This window comes from Lacicoccus qingdaonensis (assembly GCF_900101075.1).
In the GTDB taxonomy this organism is placed as follows: Bacteria; Bacillota; Bacilli; order Staphylococcales; family Salinicoccaceae; genus Lacicoccus; species Lacicoccus qingdaonensis.
The window spans coordinates 1-15,171 of the sequence record NZ_FNFY01000039.1; the positions used below are offsets into that span (position 1 = coordinate 1).

At 40.7% G+C, this 15,171-nt stretch carries 17 protein-coding genes and 1 pseudogene; 2 read left to right on the forward strand and 16 right to left on the reverse strand.

All coding sequences use genetic code 11. The annotated features are described in order from the left end of the window. The 4 genes and pseudogenes from BLR15_RS12860 to BLR15_RS12875 all read right to left on the reverse strand — a co-directional run. Positions 1-199, reverse strand: a pseudogene (locus BLR15_RS12860) (IS5/IS1182 family transposase); the annotation flags it as partial. Between the two features lie 123 nt (positions 200-322). Continuing rightward, entirely contained in the window at positions 323-571 is a 249-nt protein-coding gene (locus BLR15_RS12865; protein ID WP_092988139.1) for a hypothetical protein, read from the reverse strand. Positions 572-1,070: 499 nt separating this feature from the next. Beyond that, a complete protein-coding gene (locus tag BLR15_RS12870) occupies positions 1,071-1,892 on the reverse strand; it encodes an ImmA/IrrE family metallo-endopeptidase (protein ID WP_092988141.1) in 822 nt (273 codons plus the stop codon). Positions 1,893-1,910: 18 nt separating this feature from the next. Further along, entirely contained in the window at positions 1,911-2,243 is a 333-nt protein-coding gene (locus BLR15_RS12875; protein WP_092988143.1) for a helix-turn-helix domain-containing protein, read from the reverse strand. A 236-nt stretch (positions 2,244-2,479) separates the two neighbouring features. On the opposite strand from BLR15_RS12875, the gene BLR15_RS14125 reads away from it, so the two are divergent. Continuing rightward, the gene (locus BLR15_RS14125) at positions 2,480-2,653 is read left to right on the forward strand and encodes a hypothetical protein (RefSeq protein WP_176754163.1); all 174 of its coding nucleotides are present in this window, start codon (positions 2,480-2,482) and stop codon (positions 2,651-2,653) included. A gap of 183 nt (positions 2,654-2,836) precedes the next feature. Here BLR15_RS14125 and BLR15_RS12885 read toward each other — a convergent pair whose 3' ends face one another. The 12 genes from BLR15_RS12885 to BLR15_RS12940 form a co-directional block, all read right to left on the reverse strand. After that, positions 2,837-4,267: an SLC13 family permease gene (locus BLR15_RS12885; protein ID WP_245696805.1), complete on the reverse strand. Its 1,431-nt coding sequence runs from the start codon at positions 4,265-4,267 to the stop codon at positions 2,837-2,839. Between the two features lie 83 nt (positions 4,268-4,350). Continuing rightward, positions 4,351-4,995, reverse strand: a complete 645-nt coding sequence (locus tag BLR15_RS12890; RefSeq protein WP_092988149.1) for an HAD family hydrolase — start codon at positions 4,993-4,995, stop codon at positions 4,351-4,353. A gap of 53 nt (positions 4,996-5,048) precedes the next feature. After that, the gene (locus tag BLR15_RS12895) at positions 5,049-5,234 is read right to left on the reverse strand and encodes an antitoxin VbhA family protein (RefSeq protein ID WP_092988151.1); all 186 of its coding nucleotides are present in this window, start codon (positions 5,232-5,234) and stop codon (positions 5,049-5,051) included. A 275-nt stretch (positions 5,235-5,509) separates the two neighbouring features. After that, positions 5,510-5,713 (reverse strand): hypothetical protein, encoded by a 204-nt coding sequence (locus BLR15_RS12900; RefSeq protein ID WP_092988153.1) that lies wholly within the window; start codon positions 5,711-5,713, stop codon positions 5,510-5,512. A gap of 386 nt (positions 5,714-6,099) precedes the next feature. Next, on the reverse strand, positions 6,100-6,408 hold the full coding sequence (locus tag BLR15_RS12905) for a putative quinol monooxygenase (RefSeq protein ID WP_092988155.1): 309 nt from the start codon (positions 6,406-6,408) through the stop codon (positions 6,100-6,102). Positions 6,409-6,510: 102 nt separating this feature from the next. After that, on the reverse strand, positions 6,511-7,863 hold the full coding sequence (locus BLR15_RS12910; protein WP_092988157.1) for a M20/M25/M40 family metallo-hydrolase: 1,353 nt from the start codon (positions 7,861-7,863) through the stop codon (positions 6,511-6,513). A 110-nt stretch (positions 7,864-7,973) separates the two neighbouring features. After that, a complete protein-coding gene (nhaC, locus tag BLR15_RS12915; RefSeq protein WP_092988159.1) occupies positions 7,974-9,395 on the reverse strand; it encodes a Na+/H+ antiporter NhaC in 1,422 nt (473 codons plus the stop codon). A 26-nt stretch (positions 9,396-9,421) separates the two neighbouring features. Continuing rightward, complete coding sequence (locus BLR15_RS12920; protein ID WP_092988161.1) at positions 9,422-10,516, reverse strand: NAD/NADP-dependent octopine/nopaline dehydrogenase family protein; 1,095 nt, start codon at positions 10,514-10,516, stop codon at positions 9,422-9,424. Positions 10,517-10,998: 482 nt separating this feature from the next. Beyond that, on the reverse strand, positions 10,999-11,316 hold the full coding sequence (locus tag BLR15_RS12925) for a proline racemase family protein (RefSeq protein ID WP_092988163.1): 318 nt from the start codon (positions 11,314-11,316) through the stop codon (positions 10,999-11,001). Between the two features lie 327 nt (positions 11,317-11,643). Continuing rightward, positions 11,644-12,795, reverse strand: coding sequence for an O-antigen ligase family protein (locus BLR15_RS12930; RefSeq protein ID WP_245696807.1), 1,152 nt, complete (start codon positions 12,793-12,795; stop codon positions 11,644-11,646). A 109-nt stretch (positions 12,796-12,904) separates the two neighbouring features. Beyond that, positions 12,905-13,114, reverse strand: coding sequence for a hypothetical protein (locus BLR15_RS13895; protein WP_143003998.1), 210 nt, complete (start codon positions 13,112-13,114; stop codon positions 12,905-12,907). Between the two features lie 381 nt (positions 13,115-13,495). Further along, a complete protein-coding gene (locus BLR15_RS12940; RefSeq protein WP_245696809.1) occupies positions 13,496-14,296 on the reverse strand; it encodes a tyrosine-protein phosphatase in 801 nt (266 codons plus the stop codon). 634 nt (positions 14,297-14,930) lie between these two features. Between BLR15_RS12940 and BLR15_RS12945 the strand changes: the two genes are divergently transcribed. Next, positions 14,931-15,171 (forward strand): helix-turn-helix domain-containing protein (locus tag BLR15_RS12945; protein WP_143003999.1); only part of this gene is annotated, 241 nt, incomplete at its 3' end.

Consider the following 15,171-nt stretch of genomic DNA (forward strand, 5'->3'; position numbering starts at 1 on the left):
CAACATATCTAACAAAGATAGAAATAATCATGGCGGCATAGTTCAACTCTTCAGGTGCACCAAGTCGGGACTTTTTCGTTACTGCATGATAAATTTTATCCAAATTTATCGTAGAAATAATGGCATCATATTTTTGGGGAGGTGCCATGTCATATAATTCCTGGATGCCAAATAAGCTTGGTTGTCGTATAATGGTCATAAGAAGCACTCCTTCAGTCTTTTTATGGTTTGTTCGTCAACTACCATTATACAAGATTTGGGGAGGTGCTTCTTTTTTTAACTCTCAAAACTGTTGGGAGACATGGGGTTAGAATTATGAAATTCATTCATCTACTAATTTTTTAAATACATCATCATATTTCTTTGTAACGTTATTAAATATTTGTTCAAATTCAGTATTGACCACTGGTTCATTTTTCTTTCTCTTTTGCACTCTCAAAGAAGTAACAACTAAATCTTTTTTATGTCCATGACTAAATCGGTTTTGAGCAAAGTGTTTTTTATATCGTTTAATAACTGTTATGTCTTTATCAGACAACTGATTATTACGTATGTCTTTTAAATTTTTCATATTTAACACCTCTTTACAATTATAACACATTTACTTCTTACCTCATAAATTATCACATTTCATTGTATTTACTTATCAATAAAGATATCTGTTGAGTCCAATGAAAGATGTTGCATTTACACCAGAGTCGAGTTGAACTACAATGAAGAAAAATAAGGGTGATATAGATGTAAGCAATATTATTGATGATTGCTATTTTTCTGATTCTCATTATTTCGTTCATGATTATTTGGTTTATGATCGCAGACCGTGCTGAAAATTCGGAAGCATTAATGCCGGAAAACGAAATTGTATATGTCAGAACAGATAGAAAGGCATTCTATAATTAGATGTTCATCTAAATAAATATGATGACAGAAAATAAAGAGTGGGTAGATTAAGCAGATTTGCTTTTTAATGAAAAGCCATAAACACGTTCAGTGATTTACGTCTAAAGGACTGAAGGCTGAGCATAGAGTTATTGTTTCCACTAATGAAATGGAAATCTTTCCACCTTTCATCAATCATCCGCTTCTATCTCTGCCAATTCCTCCCGGTAAGTCTGCTCGATCTCCTGAGCTTTTTTCAGACTGACTTTATTTAAACGCTTTATAGCATTTAAATAAGAAATTTTATCTTCTTCAAGTCCTTTGATCAATAAATTTATATAGGGTTGGAAAGTATTTTTTTGGGAAGAAGCATCCAGAACAGTAGGTCCCAGGAATTTTTCACGTCTGATGATCAATTCTTCCTCTCTCAGTTCAAGTAAATAGTGGTTTCTGTCTGGTAGTAAGTTAAGCTCATACAAACGTCGTACCACGCTTTCGTATGGAGTAATGAATACATCGCTTAACTTCATCACAACTTCTTCAAATGGACGATTTTTATTTAAAAAATCATGATTCACTTCAAAGATTTTACTATTCATCAAAAAACAGGCTGCAAAGTGATCCCCGGCGCGTTCCATTAGCTTATCATCCGAGAGCAGCTTAATTAGCTTGGCAGGTTTTTCCTCTATTAAAAGGTGATGGAATAGTTCATGAGCCAATGTGAAGTTTTGAGTTTTTTCACTATCATTATTATTAATGATGATTTTATGCACACGCTTACTCTGATCCTGACTTCTCAAATAGATGCCATGTATAGCTTCACCTTCTGCACCAGGTTGGTTGAAGTCAAAGTACAGTACATCAATATCTAATTCTGCAACTAATTCATCTAATAATTCTCCAACGTTTACACCTTTATTTACCAGTTGATTATAATATTTAGACGCAAAATTTTGCACTTCTTTTAATGTTATTGAATCTAATTTTTCAACATAGTTAGTAATAGCAGCCATTATATATCACCTGATTTTCTAGTTTATGAACGTTTTTAAACGCTCGTAATCATTTGCAAGCAAGGCAACATCCATAATCACGCTTTCTTGCTTGGCGTTTAATTGCTTGCTGCCTCCGCGGAGCATAACAGTATAGCCCGCAAAATTGTTTTCCTCTATTCCTAAGAGTTCGTTTGCTGAATAACCTGTAATCTCGGAAAGCGCGTCGATACGTTTTGAGGTAATACGCCTTTCACCGCTTAGCATTCCGCGTACCAATGCCTCACTCACGCCAAGCATTTCAGCTAATTTTACTTTGCTGACTCCATTTTCCTCCATCCAGGCTGTTACCATTTTTGCCGTTTCCTTCATGACATTCACCCTTTCATATATATTATATCATAAATCGCACCAAAAATTTAATTTCATTAATATTTGTGCGATTTATATTGTCTTTTAGTTTAGTTTTAATATTTATACTTCTGAATCAAACCCCCGAATGATGAAGACACCGTAATGTCAGATGTCATTGTACAGATGATCCCTGTAGATGGTAGAATTAAATATGAGAGATAAAGCCAATGAAGAAAAATATAAGGGTGATAAAAATGAAAGCAATATTGCTGATGGTCGGTATATTTCTAATACTCATTATTTCATTTCTGATCATATGGTTTATGACTGCAGACCGTGCCGGAAATGCAGAAGCGTCACTGCCGGAAAACAGTATTGAATATATGGAAACAAACAGAGAAGTAATCTATAACCAAATGTTCATCTAAAAAATAGGACCCTTGATCAAGGAGTCCTATTTTTTAAACAATCTATCAATTTTTGTCTCTGATAACCGATAGAATGCCGGGTCATGGCTCTTCCCCACTCCATTCCATCAATATGGCGGTTGAGTATAAAACGAGAAATGGCGATATACTTCGTGAACCACACAATCTCACTAAAGTAGAAGTCTACACCCACAACATCCAGTAAGTCGATGCGGCGAGTATCGCAACGATGATGAATGTGAAGCTGGAGAAGGCTGCCATGACGTAATGGTCTTTTTTCGTGAAGACGTCTTCTTTGAATGCGAAAAACAAAGTCGGTGAATGGATCGGCAGGATGTTGGTGCCGCCGATGATCATGATGACGATGAATGCGACGACAACGGCAGGTATGCCGGCAATGTCCGCATAGGAGACCATCACAGGGAATATGACGATGACTGCAGAAGTCGGGACGATGAAGATCATTCTGAATAAAAATATGATGCATGTGATGAAGACGATGCCGACAAACATGTTCGCATCTTCCGGCACAATGGTCATCAACTGTTCGGCGATGCGTCTTGCTGTGCCGTTTTCATCCATCACGATACCGACGGACAATGCAGCACCGATCATAAGGAAATTTTCCCACGGGAACGACCGGATATCTTCATTTTTAATCAGCCCGATGCCCGGCATTGCGTACAAGACGACCAATATCATCGGCGGCAGCAGTACCGGTACGTTTTCGGGATTGGTAAACACCCAAACCGCTATCATCAGAATGAATGTGACGATGACGAACCAGAATGATTTCGACGGTTCATATTCATGGTAATCATGTTTGACCTGCTGTTTAGATCGATCAAAATCTGCATCACTTTCAGATGGATATGAAAATTTGAGATAATACCATGCAAATATACTGTTGACGAGAAGTGCACACCACATCGGCGGCGCGACGATGATGAACCATCCAAGCCAGCCGATGTTCAAAATGTCATAATCGCTCAAGAGCTGTGCGGCCAGTATCGGATAGCCGCCGCCGGTGTAGACGATCATCGTGCTGTTCTGGTTGACAAAACCCATCACATACATCGCATACTTTTTGAACACGCTCTTATCTGGAAAATCAAACGCATCGTTCAGACTTTCAACAAAAGGCAGAATCGTCTTCAACCTGGCAAATGCCGAGGGCATGAATATCGGCAGCAGAGACATCAATAACGGCAGGAACATCACGATCCTTTTCGGACTGATATTTTTAAGCTTCAGCAGCTTTGCCGATATCAGCTTATCCGCCTCGGTTTTTATAAGTACATCACTCAATATGGATAGGATCAGTATGAAATAGAGCGCAGATTTAAGAAACCCCGCCATCGCCTGTTCGGCCGTATCCGTCAGATTGAATAATATGATCAGCAACAGCAGCAGAATGCCCGCAGCACCTGTCGGAATCTTGGATATCGTCCAAAGATATATCGCAATGAGCAGCAGTACGACTGTACGTGACTGCTCGGCATTATACCCGTGAAGTATCGTATCCGGTGCAAAGACCGCGAAAAACAGGATGCCAAGAAGAATGACCAGATGGATAAATATATTTTTATACTTGCGGATAAAGCCCATAATCATCACCCGTCCAAAACTGAACACAATATAATAGTATTATTTTACCCTTTTTGTGTCATGTGAAATCATGGCAATGATCCAGCAGCCTAAATGCTTTTCACAAATGATTCAACATCCGTGAAGAGCGCATCCGGCTGATCGCTGAATTCCGCCGTCTGGATGTTCGGCAGCCAATGCGCCCCGACCGTGTAAAGCCCCGCTCCCTTGCCTGCAGTGATATCCGTATCACTGTCACCGACGAATATCGCCGCATCCCGATCAACACCCAATGCGTCCAGCACGTCAAACACCCCTTCCGGGTCCGGCTTGAAGCGCTCCACATCGTTGCCCGACACCGTATAGTCGAATACGTCATCCATCTTGAGGAATTCCATCGAAATATCAAGACTCCGCCTGGACTTCCCCGTTACGACCGCGAGCTTATAACCCTTCTCCTTGAAATGTTCAAGCATATCATGGACACCGCTGTCCGCTTTCACTAGACGCTCGTGGTTGTCCGTATATGTTTCGAAATAAAGTTCAATCGCCCGCTCGACATCATCACTCTCAAGATGCTCCCTGATGATTTCAGGCTCGATCGGTCCAAACATACTTTTTACTTCCTCATCACTGTAATGTTTCCCGTCGTAAGTTTCAAAAACGGTCTGAAAAGCATTGAAACTGTTCGGCAGCGTATCTGCAAGCGTCCCGTCAAAATCGAAGATTAATGTGCTGATCTTGTTTTTGTTCATGATTACACCTCTTATGTATGGAAAATACTTTACTCTGCATACGGATTATTTATCTATTGCGATACTTTGGCGTACTTTTTAAGAATTTCATCTTTCAGCTCTTTCGAGGAAATCAGTCCCTTTTCATAACCTTTGAGCAATTTTTTTGTAAAATCACTCGGCTTGCCTCCGTCGATGGCAGCCAGACCAACCGCAGTTCTGACATTACTTTGACGTTCATTAAGCCGTTCATTTTTCATAAAATAACCGCCCTCTATATTCTGTTACTTTATATGTACTCTACCATATACACGCTTTAACAAAACTTCAACGGTCATCATTGAATTATATGTTGTTATGCAAAATGAAAGTATAAACTCTACACTTCTTCTGTCATAAAGACTCTCTAATAGCTTCGTTAATCCATTTCTGTGACAGTCAATGATATCAAGGTGTTTGATTTCATTAAAACTTCAATAGAAACATAAAACTCCTATGTTACAGATTCTTCATTTCATCTGTAACATAGGAGTCATCATATCGTATATCGATGTTGTAACTCATTTTCTTTTTCCTTCATTTCTTCCAGAATTCGCTGCTTATTTGGATTTTTACGTGGCTTATCGAATGTGCGCACGCCAGGTTTGAAATCAGGGTTGACACGCCTGGCTGCCTTTATCGCTTGACTTCGTTTTTGAACATTTCTTTTACGTATATCAGATAGTTTAGCAATTTTCACTCTGACCACCTCTTACTAATCTATATATTCTATTATAATACTTTTTTAGAATGATTGGAAATTTACAAATTTAAGCTTGAAACTTTATAAAAAAGTAGGTTTGTATATCTCATTACTGATATAGAGTAAATATTTTGTCTTTCGGATAAGAACGTATATAAATACCATCTTTCTCACTCTAAATGACATGAAATATTTCAACTAACATCAACATAACAATCAATACTTCTAAATATAAAATTCCACACTGTTAGACCGTCCGCTAAAAACTCATTCAAAGCTGATATAACAAATTTCTTAAAATATTAAAGTCAGATTTTCCAAAATTAAAAGGCATGTCTCCTGTAATCTTCAGGACACATACCTTCTATTTCATCATTTCCGGATTACGATACACCCTTGCCGCCTCTGACTGCTAGGGTACTAATTCTTTCCATGCCTGTAATAATCGGTTTGGCTTTAGCAATCAGTGTCTGAGTGGCTCCGAGTTCCAATGATGACTGATGGGCCGCGTCATCAGACCATACTTCATCGACATACACTGCATCCGCTTCTTCCTCGGCAACACTGACGATATAGGCTTCACACTCTTCCAGGTCTTTCATCGATTCTGCAGCGTCAAGCAAAATGTCCACCAGCTGATCACGGTTCGCTTCATCGACGGTAAATTTTCCAAACAGGCTGAATTTGTCCACATTGTCCTCCTCTGGTACAGAATAAATTTCTTATCCATACTTCTGGTACAATATTTCCAAACACAATCGATAACAGATCACCCAGGACTTCATGTAAAACATCTATCGCCTCTCCCCCAGCACCTTGATCAGATGGCACGTACATTTAATGCCATTAAAGAAATGCTCCACTTTCAGATTCTCGTTCGGTGAATGGTTGTGCTGGTCGAAGTTGGCATACGGCATAATGATGGACGGTGTTTCAAGGATTTTCGTCCACACATAGTCAGGGAGTGAACCCGGCATGCTGGGCTGTACCAACGGTGTTTTGCCATAGGCTTCCCCGACCGCATCTGTCACCACCCGCACAATCTCCAGGTCGGAAGGTGTCCGTGAAGGATGCATGGCGCCTCTGTATGCCACTTCAATATCCGGGTCGAATGCATGGACGTGTCTTTTCACCTTGTCAAAAATATCTGCAGGATTCTGGTCGACGACGAGCCGCATATCGATATTGACCGTAGCGGTGGCCGGAATGATGGTTTTCGCATGATCCCCCGTATAACCGCTCCGGATGCCGGCGATATTAAACGTCGGTTCCATCGTGAGCCTGCGGTAGTACGCCTCCCCGTCCATGTTTAAATCTGTATAGCCGATTTTCTCACCGATGTCTTTTTCGTCGTATGGTAAAGAAGATAAAAGTCTCATATCCGTCTGTGAAGGGCCGCGAACGTTATCATAGAAACCGCTGACGTGTACGTTACCGTCCTTATCCTGCATGGTGTTGAGCAGTTCGATCATTTTCCACACCGGGTTCGGTACGACATTGCCCGTGTTTCCGGAATGGTTGTCAAAATCTGCACCTTTGACGGTCATTTCAAAGCTGAGCACACCTCTGACTCCGAGCAGTATGAGCGGGCTGCCGCTGTTATGGGACGAGCCGTCTGCGGTGTAGACAAGATCCGCTTCAAGCAGTGACTGATGGTCCTCTACAAATTCGGACAGATGGACGCTGCCGAGTTCCTCCTCGCCTTCGAAGATAAATTTAATATTGATCGGAAGCGATCCATAGAGCTCCATGTATGTTTTAATGCCTAACAACTGGGTCATGAGCTGCCCTTTGTTGTCGCCGACCCCTCTCGCGTATATTCTGCCGTCGCGAATCTCAGGAGTAAATGGATCGGACGCCCAAAGCTCCACAGGTTCGACAGCCTGGACATCATAGTGTCCGTATATAAGTAACGTGAAGTCATTATTATCGCTCATCAGCTCTCCGTAAACAACAGGATTACCCCCGGTCTCCATTATCCGGGTGTCTATGCCGAGGGATTCCATATTACTTTTCAACACATCTGCGCAATGTCTGATATTTTCCGTGTCCGTACTGATACTTTTGATTTTAAGAAAATCAAACAGTAGTTCCATATACTTCTTCCGGTGATTATCTATAAAAGTATCCACCTGTTCCAGTGTCATATCCATTCCCCTTTACGTTTCAATCTGCAGTTATCATAATGTTACTATAATCGCCAACTCCAATTAAAGAAACCCGACCAGACATCTGACCGGGTTGCTTTATCTTCTTTTTAAACTCTCTCAGCTTTCTCACTATCATTTTTCGCAATCCCCATACCTGTGAACGCATTGAACATTGCGAACACAATACACAGGTAGCATGGTATCGCCCAGATCCAGTAATCTGCAACACTGACGTCCAGCACTTCCATGTAGTATATCCCGGAGACTCCCCATGGGACCAATGGAAGTATCATTGTACTTGAATCTTCCAGTGTCCTGGACAAGTTCTTATGATGCAGTCCTTTTTCGGTGTAGACATCCTGCAGTAGTACGCCGACCATGATGATGGCAACTGAGGCGACGCCTGCGGTAAAAACGATGATCAGACTGCCTATGATGGTCACGCCGATGAGCTGCCAATTTGTCTGGATATATTGGGAAAATGTGTTCAGTATTTTATTCAGACATCCAGAAGCTTCGACAATTCCGGCAAAGGCATATCCGCAGAATATGGTCACAACGATTGTGGTCATCGAGAATATGCCGCCTCTTGTAACAAGTGATATAACATCTTCGGAGAGGCCTCCGATATTCATTCCCGTGGCTTCCACCATTGCCATATTGAATCCATCAGCCATTGATGTGACACCGTTCACGAGTGAGAATCCATTGAACAGCATGCCGATAATGACTGCAACCACCGATGATAACAACATCATGGGGACCACAGGTTTTCTGGTCATGGCACCCCATAGTATGATGACGAACGGTATCAGCATGAATATGTTAAAGTTGAATATCTGTGACAGTTCTTCCGTCAAAACACCCGCACCTGCATCAGCACCACCGGAGTAATCCGTATTCAAGCCAACAAAGACCCAGATAATGAGACCGACGATTGATGAAGGTACAGTCGTCCACATCATATGTTTGATGTGATCATACAAATTCACCTCGACAACGAGGGAAGCCAGATTTGTTGTATCAGACAACGGTGACATTTTATCTCCGAACACGCCTCCGGAAATGATCGCACCTGCCGCCATTCCCAAAGGGACGTTCAGTTCCATCGCAATGCCGATGAGAGCAACACCCGCTGTAGCAACAGACCCCCACGCAGTTCCAGTCGCGACTGACACTACTGCTGTGATGATGAATGCAGTCGCAAGGAAATATGCAGGATCAATGATCTGCAAACCATAGTAAATCAGCATCGGTACCGTCCCTGAGTATATCCATGTACCAATAATGATACCGACTGTAAATATGATAAATATTGCCGGCATCGCGGTCATCAGCCGTTTCGTGATACCTTCCTCCATACCTTTCCATCTGAGTCCGGTTCGATAAGCAATAATTGCAGCATAACCCGCAGCTATCAGCAGCAGTGGCTGTATCGGTATATCATAAATACCGAACCCTACACCAATAACAATACCAAGGACAATAAAACATGATATTGCTTCAAAAAATGTCGGTTCCCTTTTCATATGTATTTTCCCCTTTCGATCAGTGCCTATACCAGGCCGATCAGCTCTTCGATTGTTTTATTTTCGAAACCGAGGCTCTTCAGATCCACTCCGGTTTCATAGAAGTCACGCTCCAGCATCGTACTGCCAAGTGTGATGACGGAATCGATATTCGGTGTATCGACACCCGCCACTTTACCGAGATTGGACCATAATACCAGCCCGTAGGATATATCTTCAGTGAAATACCTGGAATCCACAGCAACAGGGCCCTTTATAGCGGAGTACACTTTACTTGTATTGAACAAAGTCTGCAGATCCCTGCCATCATCAGTAAAGTAACCCCGACCCGCCCTGCTTTCAATCGCATTTTCAAGTTCATAACCGAACGCTTTACCAATCGCCATGCGCTCTTTTTCTATCGCTTTCAGCACTTTGACAGTATGTTCCGTAATCCCTTCTTTGTATAAATAAAATTCTCCGTCTGAGTAATCTATTCTTCCAGCATTTAAAAGGGCTGGCCCCGGGTGGACTTCAGGATTACCGTTTTCAAGTGTCGTATGCCATATATTCTTTGCCGGGACCAGGCAATCATATAATTGTGAACATTTCTCCAATAATGTGTGCGTTTCTGTGCTCGGATATGCGGAGAAGAATATCTTTTTGACATACAATGATAATTCGACCCTTGCTTCATCGGCGAAGGCCCGTGTCCCATATGTAAGTGAATTGGTTTCACATATTTTGAACTGTGTATTTATACCTTCTTCTTTCGCCTTATTTACAAACCTGAGAGACCCCATTGTGCCTGCACCATTGATGAAAATGATTTGATTTTCATTAACATGTGGTGCAAGGATTTTTGTTATGCTTTCAATCGCAAAACTCGGCACCGTCAACATGATAATGTCTGCATCTTGAACAGCCGCTTCGATATCAGTTGTCACATTGTTAAACGGGATGAATGTTTCCCCTTTTTCATCTTTCAGGTCGATACCACCCTTCTTTCGGATGCTTTCCAGGTTTTGTTGATATTCATGCATTTCAAACAAATTAACTTCATAACCCCTCATCGTAAGATCAGCGCTGGCAGTGATACCGCCGTTGCCTGCACCGATAATTGCTACTTTTCCTATCGTCATATACTCATTCCTTTACTTATTCCTTTTTTAAGTTGAATTTCACAGGGTCAATTTTAACATAACTATTTAGAATAAACAGATTTTTATAAAATAATAGTATTCTTTTATAATGAAAGTAATGTGAAAGGAAATCCTTCAATTATATAGAGACGGTTACAATTCCTCACTCGATCGATTTTTTGTGCATCTAGCTAAATTTATTGTCGAAGAGCGTATAAAAGCTGTTAAAATATCTGTCTGAACTTAGAAGGTATATCTGTAAATTCAGAGGTCAATACATTACATTGAAAATGCCTAAACTCCTAACAGAATATATAGTGATGAGCAAAAAAGTTTCATACAAACACAAAACTGTAGACAAAATCATGTAAAATGAAATGTCTACAGTCAGAGGTTAGGAACAATACGCTGATCTATTACATATACTTTGTAATTGTATAAATTTTTATTACTCTAATATAATTAGTTAAAATCTGACAATCTTATTCAACTATAAATCCATATTTAAATGGATCATCTGGATCAATGAAGATATTTGAAATACCAGAGATAAATGCCTTTCCTGTTATTTCTGTAATTACCCCATCTTTATCTCCTAATTTTACCGGTTTTGTAGCTATTCCCTTGATCGTTCCGCCTACAAATCCTTCACAAATAACTTCCTCATGAACCTTAAGCTCGCCCCTGCCGGCCATTCTAGAAATATTGTGGCTGAGATTGTTCGACAGGCCAAACAACTCAATATGAAACAGGTGGACGACACAATGAGCAATGCATGATCGGCCTGTTCTCTGCTTCACGAAAAACAGACCGAAGAAAATGGCTGTGCACTATCCAGTAGACTTGGAATTGCTGATCGATTTCACGTCATCGTACCCGCTTTAGAGTTTGGGGCACCGGACAATCAGATCCATAAATTGTTCTGTTCTCATCTATATATCACCAATTGATTTAAAGGTGTCTTTTACTGAATGTATATGTAAAAAAATAAAAACCACCACCCTTACTTCGCATATATACACACCACTACCGATCTCACTCGGGACTTGCACCCGTCAGACTACACCCATCCCGCCCAATCTAAAAAATCCACAGCTTAAACTGTGGATCCTAATGTCTTTTCTCAATCATTCAATTTCAGCTATAATTCTTCTTTCATCAACCAAATAACTCATTATCACAAACAACAGTATCACCGGACTGAAGTATACGAACATGAAGAGATAATTGTACTCTGTCATGCCGATGAGGATGAATGTGAAGATGTACAGGGCTAAATGAAAAGTCCTGACCGACTTCAGGGCAATAATCAGGGCCCCGATAACCAGTACGGTAAATAACACGGTGGTGATGATGCCGTACCGGCCCAGTGTATCGAAGAATATATTGTGTACATGGAGCAGTGAAGTAAAGTCGATATAGTCCCGCCCCCCGCCGAACCATGACATGTTATCCACTACATGCATCCATGGTTCATAACGCCCATTGGTCACCTGGTTCCAGTCTATACCTTCCGACCCCAGCCCGCCTATCGTAAAAAAGCGGAACAAAGGCTGGAAAAATATGATCAAAGGTATCAGTCCAGAAACCAGCAGTGTCAGTAAAAAGTTTTTCTGATGTTTCTTTTCCCTTTTATATAAGTTAATGAAAGACAGTTGAATGATTGTGACGACCATAAACACCGCAATCGCGGTCCTGCTGTGTGTAATCAGCATCAGCAGCAAAAATGCGGGCAGGCTGTAATATAACATGGCTTTATTATGCCTTGGCAGGAATATCAATCCTGCAGTATAGATCAAGACGAAAGTCGCGCCTGTTTCATTCAGCAGTATTGGCTGCAGCAGAAGAGCCGGCAGGCTGATCAATGCTGAAACGACCATGATGGTGAGGAGTCCCCCCGGCATCCTGAATAAGAACATGACTGACAGCATCACAAGCACAAGCGCTTCCGTCCAGACGAAGTCTTCATTCACGATCATGCTGATGAAGATGCTGAGCACGTACACGTTCCATATGATTAAAAATAAAAACCTTCCGCCCTTTAAATCAATCTTCGAATGTTTAAAGAGGTATGCCAGAATGACGATGAGTATCAGGATGAAGAACGGTGTCTGACCCTGTCCGGTGATCAGTGCCTGGACACCGGCGAAATCCACCATGACGAGGTTCGTGATGATGAAGATCAGGGTGAATATGAATGTCAGTAAGATGCCTTCGTTACTCGTGAATATACGTTTCATTTCCTGCATGACCATAACCGCCACCCCGCCTTCATCCATATACTATCATGCATCCACTGACTTTATATAAATAACCATTCTGAAGTTGGATAAACTTCTTACCAATCAACAATCCACCCTTTAAAATTGTTCACCATATTCACCGCCATCAAAATGTAATATGTACAAAAAGATTCTGTCCAATGTCTCTCAGAATCGGTACGTCCTTTTCTGTTTCAGTGTAAAGGGTATAATCCTTTATCTGGATCGTTATATATTGAACGCCTGCACCATGGCTGTTCGATATCGTCATCATGCCTGCTTTGGAAGTCCCGGGTATCCGGTCAACCTGATCCATCAACTCTTCTGTTGTCATCAATATATCACCTCTGGATCTAAAGATGTCTTTCACTGATTGTATATTTAAGAAAATAAAAACCATGGGCTTCTTGAAATCATTCTGCAGCTGAAACCACCTCACCCGCGCCTGACTAATCAACATCATTTATCTCCATTACAACATACAATCTTATCCACACTTCATTGAAATAGAACTGAATTACATCTGCTTTAGGTCGATTTACCACCGGACTCTTTGTCATGAACAGGCGGACTCCTTTTGCGAATTGATGGACTGATTACTGCCAGCCAAATGTACCATCCCTGCCATCTTTCTTACCACCAAATGACAAGAAATGTATCACCGTGTTATTACAGTGTATTTTTGCAAGTATACAGATAATTCATATACTGACCATATTTAAAATAATCCAAAAAATCTTCTCTTTTTCTTCATTGAATAATGCGAATCTATAATTGAGGGGGGCTCAACACTTATATTCTGATTGTTCATCAAATGAAGAGCATTTTTCTTTAATTTTTTACTGACATGCTCGCCAAGTTCCGTTGAAATGACATCATATGCCTCTTTTAAAGCAAAGGGTCTTGCTTCCACACTGTGTGCATCGCTAGCTACAAAATGAGCGAGATGACTGTCTATCATCTCCAAGCTTGTTTCTTTCAAATTGGCACCAAGGTCACCTGAAACACTTGAAGCAGTAACTTGTGACAGGGCCCCTTTTTCTATAAAATTGTAAAGTTTTTCTGGCGAAATGACGATTGGCTTACAGCGCTCTGGATGCGCAATCACTGGTATATTGCCCTGCATCTGGATATCAAAGAACAATCGCTCGGTATAGCGCGGCAAATCATTGAAAGGCAGTTCCACCAATACATATTGAGAATTGTTCATACCAATGCTATTACCAGACTTTAAATCTTCGATGATATCACCACTGATTCTGATTTCCTGTCCGGGATGTACTTTAACCTGTATATGGTTTTCTTGGATGATGTTATGTAATTCCTCAAGTTTTTCTTTGACTGTTTCTTCTGGATTACTGAAATGTGAAGTCTTGTGATGCGGAGTGGCGATAATATCTGTGATACCATTATCCACTGCCTGATTCAGTAATTCTATGGCCACTTCTTTAGTCTGTGGACCGTCGTCCACACCAATCAGCACATGACTATGAATATCTATCATCTCATCACTCTCCATAACTTTAGGGATAAATTTTTCTTTGAACCCTATGATCTTCAACTAGCATTTCTACTAAGTTCATCCCATCCCCCGACAATCTCTGTACTTTTCAGTAAAATGGATTCTGTCTCCTGCCCAGTAATCTAATCAAAATGACTGATAATTATTGGAGAGTCTATAATGGTTTTGACACTGTGGATCCGGATAAGGACTTCAAGAAATGTTCAAGTATATTTCTAATCAGTAAATTCTTTCGCACTTCCTTATTGTTAAAATCAATGTCCCATCAAAGATCCTATATTAATCTTCACATTGCTAAAAGTTGATACGTGTACGAAGTTCATTCGTTCAATCTGTCGCAAAGTTGTTAATACATCATGTGTAATTCGCTCAACTGATAAATAAAATTTCTCACCGAGAGTTCTTCGTTTATTTTACCATTTTTCTTTCAAACCATATCCAATAATGGTCTAACATTGCTAATAAAGTTACGAGAATCTTACTGACATTTTCATCAATATAAGATTTCTCTACTTTTCTTTAATTGGTGGATTTTATAATGAACTTAGCCACCTCTGATACAAAAAACGCCATGTGAATTTCATGTTATATTGAAAGTTAACCACAACACTCAATAAAGGAATGAAATCACATGACGCAACTTCATGATACCACTGAATCCATCAAAGGAAAACATCTGACCAAAGCGGAACGGGCCCAAATTAAGATATTAAAGCAGGAGAATTACTCCAACCGTGACATTGCGGCGCGTTTAGGACGTGCACCCCAGACCATCAATAACGAAATCAAACGCGGAACCGTCCGACAAATCCGCCGTCAGAAACAGAATGGAAAAACATATGATTATGAGTATCATGTCTATGATCCAGACT

Coding starts and splice junctions, on each gene's coding strand:
- BLR15_RS12865 (WP_092988139.1), bottom strand. CDS start 571: ATGAAAAATTTAAAAGACATACGTAATAATCAGTTGTCTGATAAAGAC.
- BLR15_RS12870 (WP_092988141.1), bottom strand. CDS start 1,892: ATGGCTGCTATTACTAACTATGTTGAAAAATTAGATTCAATAACATTA.
- BLR15_RS12875 (WP_092988143.1), bottom strand. CDS start 2,243: ATGAAGGAAACGGCAAAAATGGTAACAGCCTGGATGGAGGAAAATGGA.
- BLR15_RS14125 (WP_176754163.1), top strand. CDS start 2,480: ATGAAAGCAATATTGCTGATGGTCGGTATATTTCTAATACTCATTATT.
- BLR15_RS12885 (WP_245696805.1), bottom strand. CDS start 4,267: ATGATTATGGGCTTTATCCGCAAGTATAAAAATATATTTATCCATCTG.
- BLR15_RS12890 (WP_092988149.1), bottom strand. CDS start 4,995: ATGAACAAAAACAAGATCAGCACATTAATCTTCGATTTTGACGGGACG.
- BLR15_RS12895 (WP_092988151.1), bottom strand. CDS start 5,234: ATGAAAAATGAACGGCTTAATGAACGTCAAAGTAATGTCAGAACTGCG.
- BLR15_RS12910 (WP_092988157.1), bottom strand. CDS start 7,863: ATGACACTGGAACAGGTGGATACTTTTATAGATAATCACCGGAAGAAG.
- nhaC (WP_092988159.1), bottom strand. CDS start 9,395: ATGAAAAGGGAACCGACATTTTTTGAAGCAATATCATGTTTTATTGTC.
- BLR15_RS12920 (WP_092988161.1), bottom strand. CDS start 10,516: ATGACGATAGGAAAAGTAGCAATTATCGGTGCAGGCAACGGCGGTATC.
- BLR15_RS12930 (WP_245696807.1), bottom strand. CDS start 12,795: ATGGATGAAGGCGGGGTGGCGGTTATGGTCATGCAGGAAATGAAACGT.
- BLR15_RS12940 (WP_245696809.1), bottom strand. CDS start 14,296: ATGGAGAGTGATGAGATGATAGATATTCATAGTCATGTGCTGATTGGT.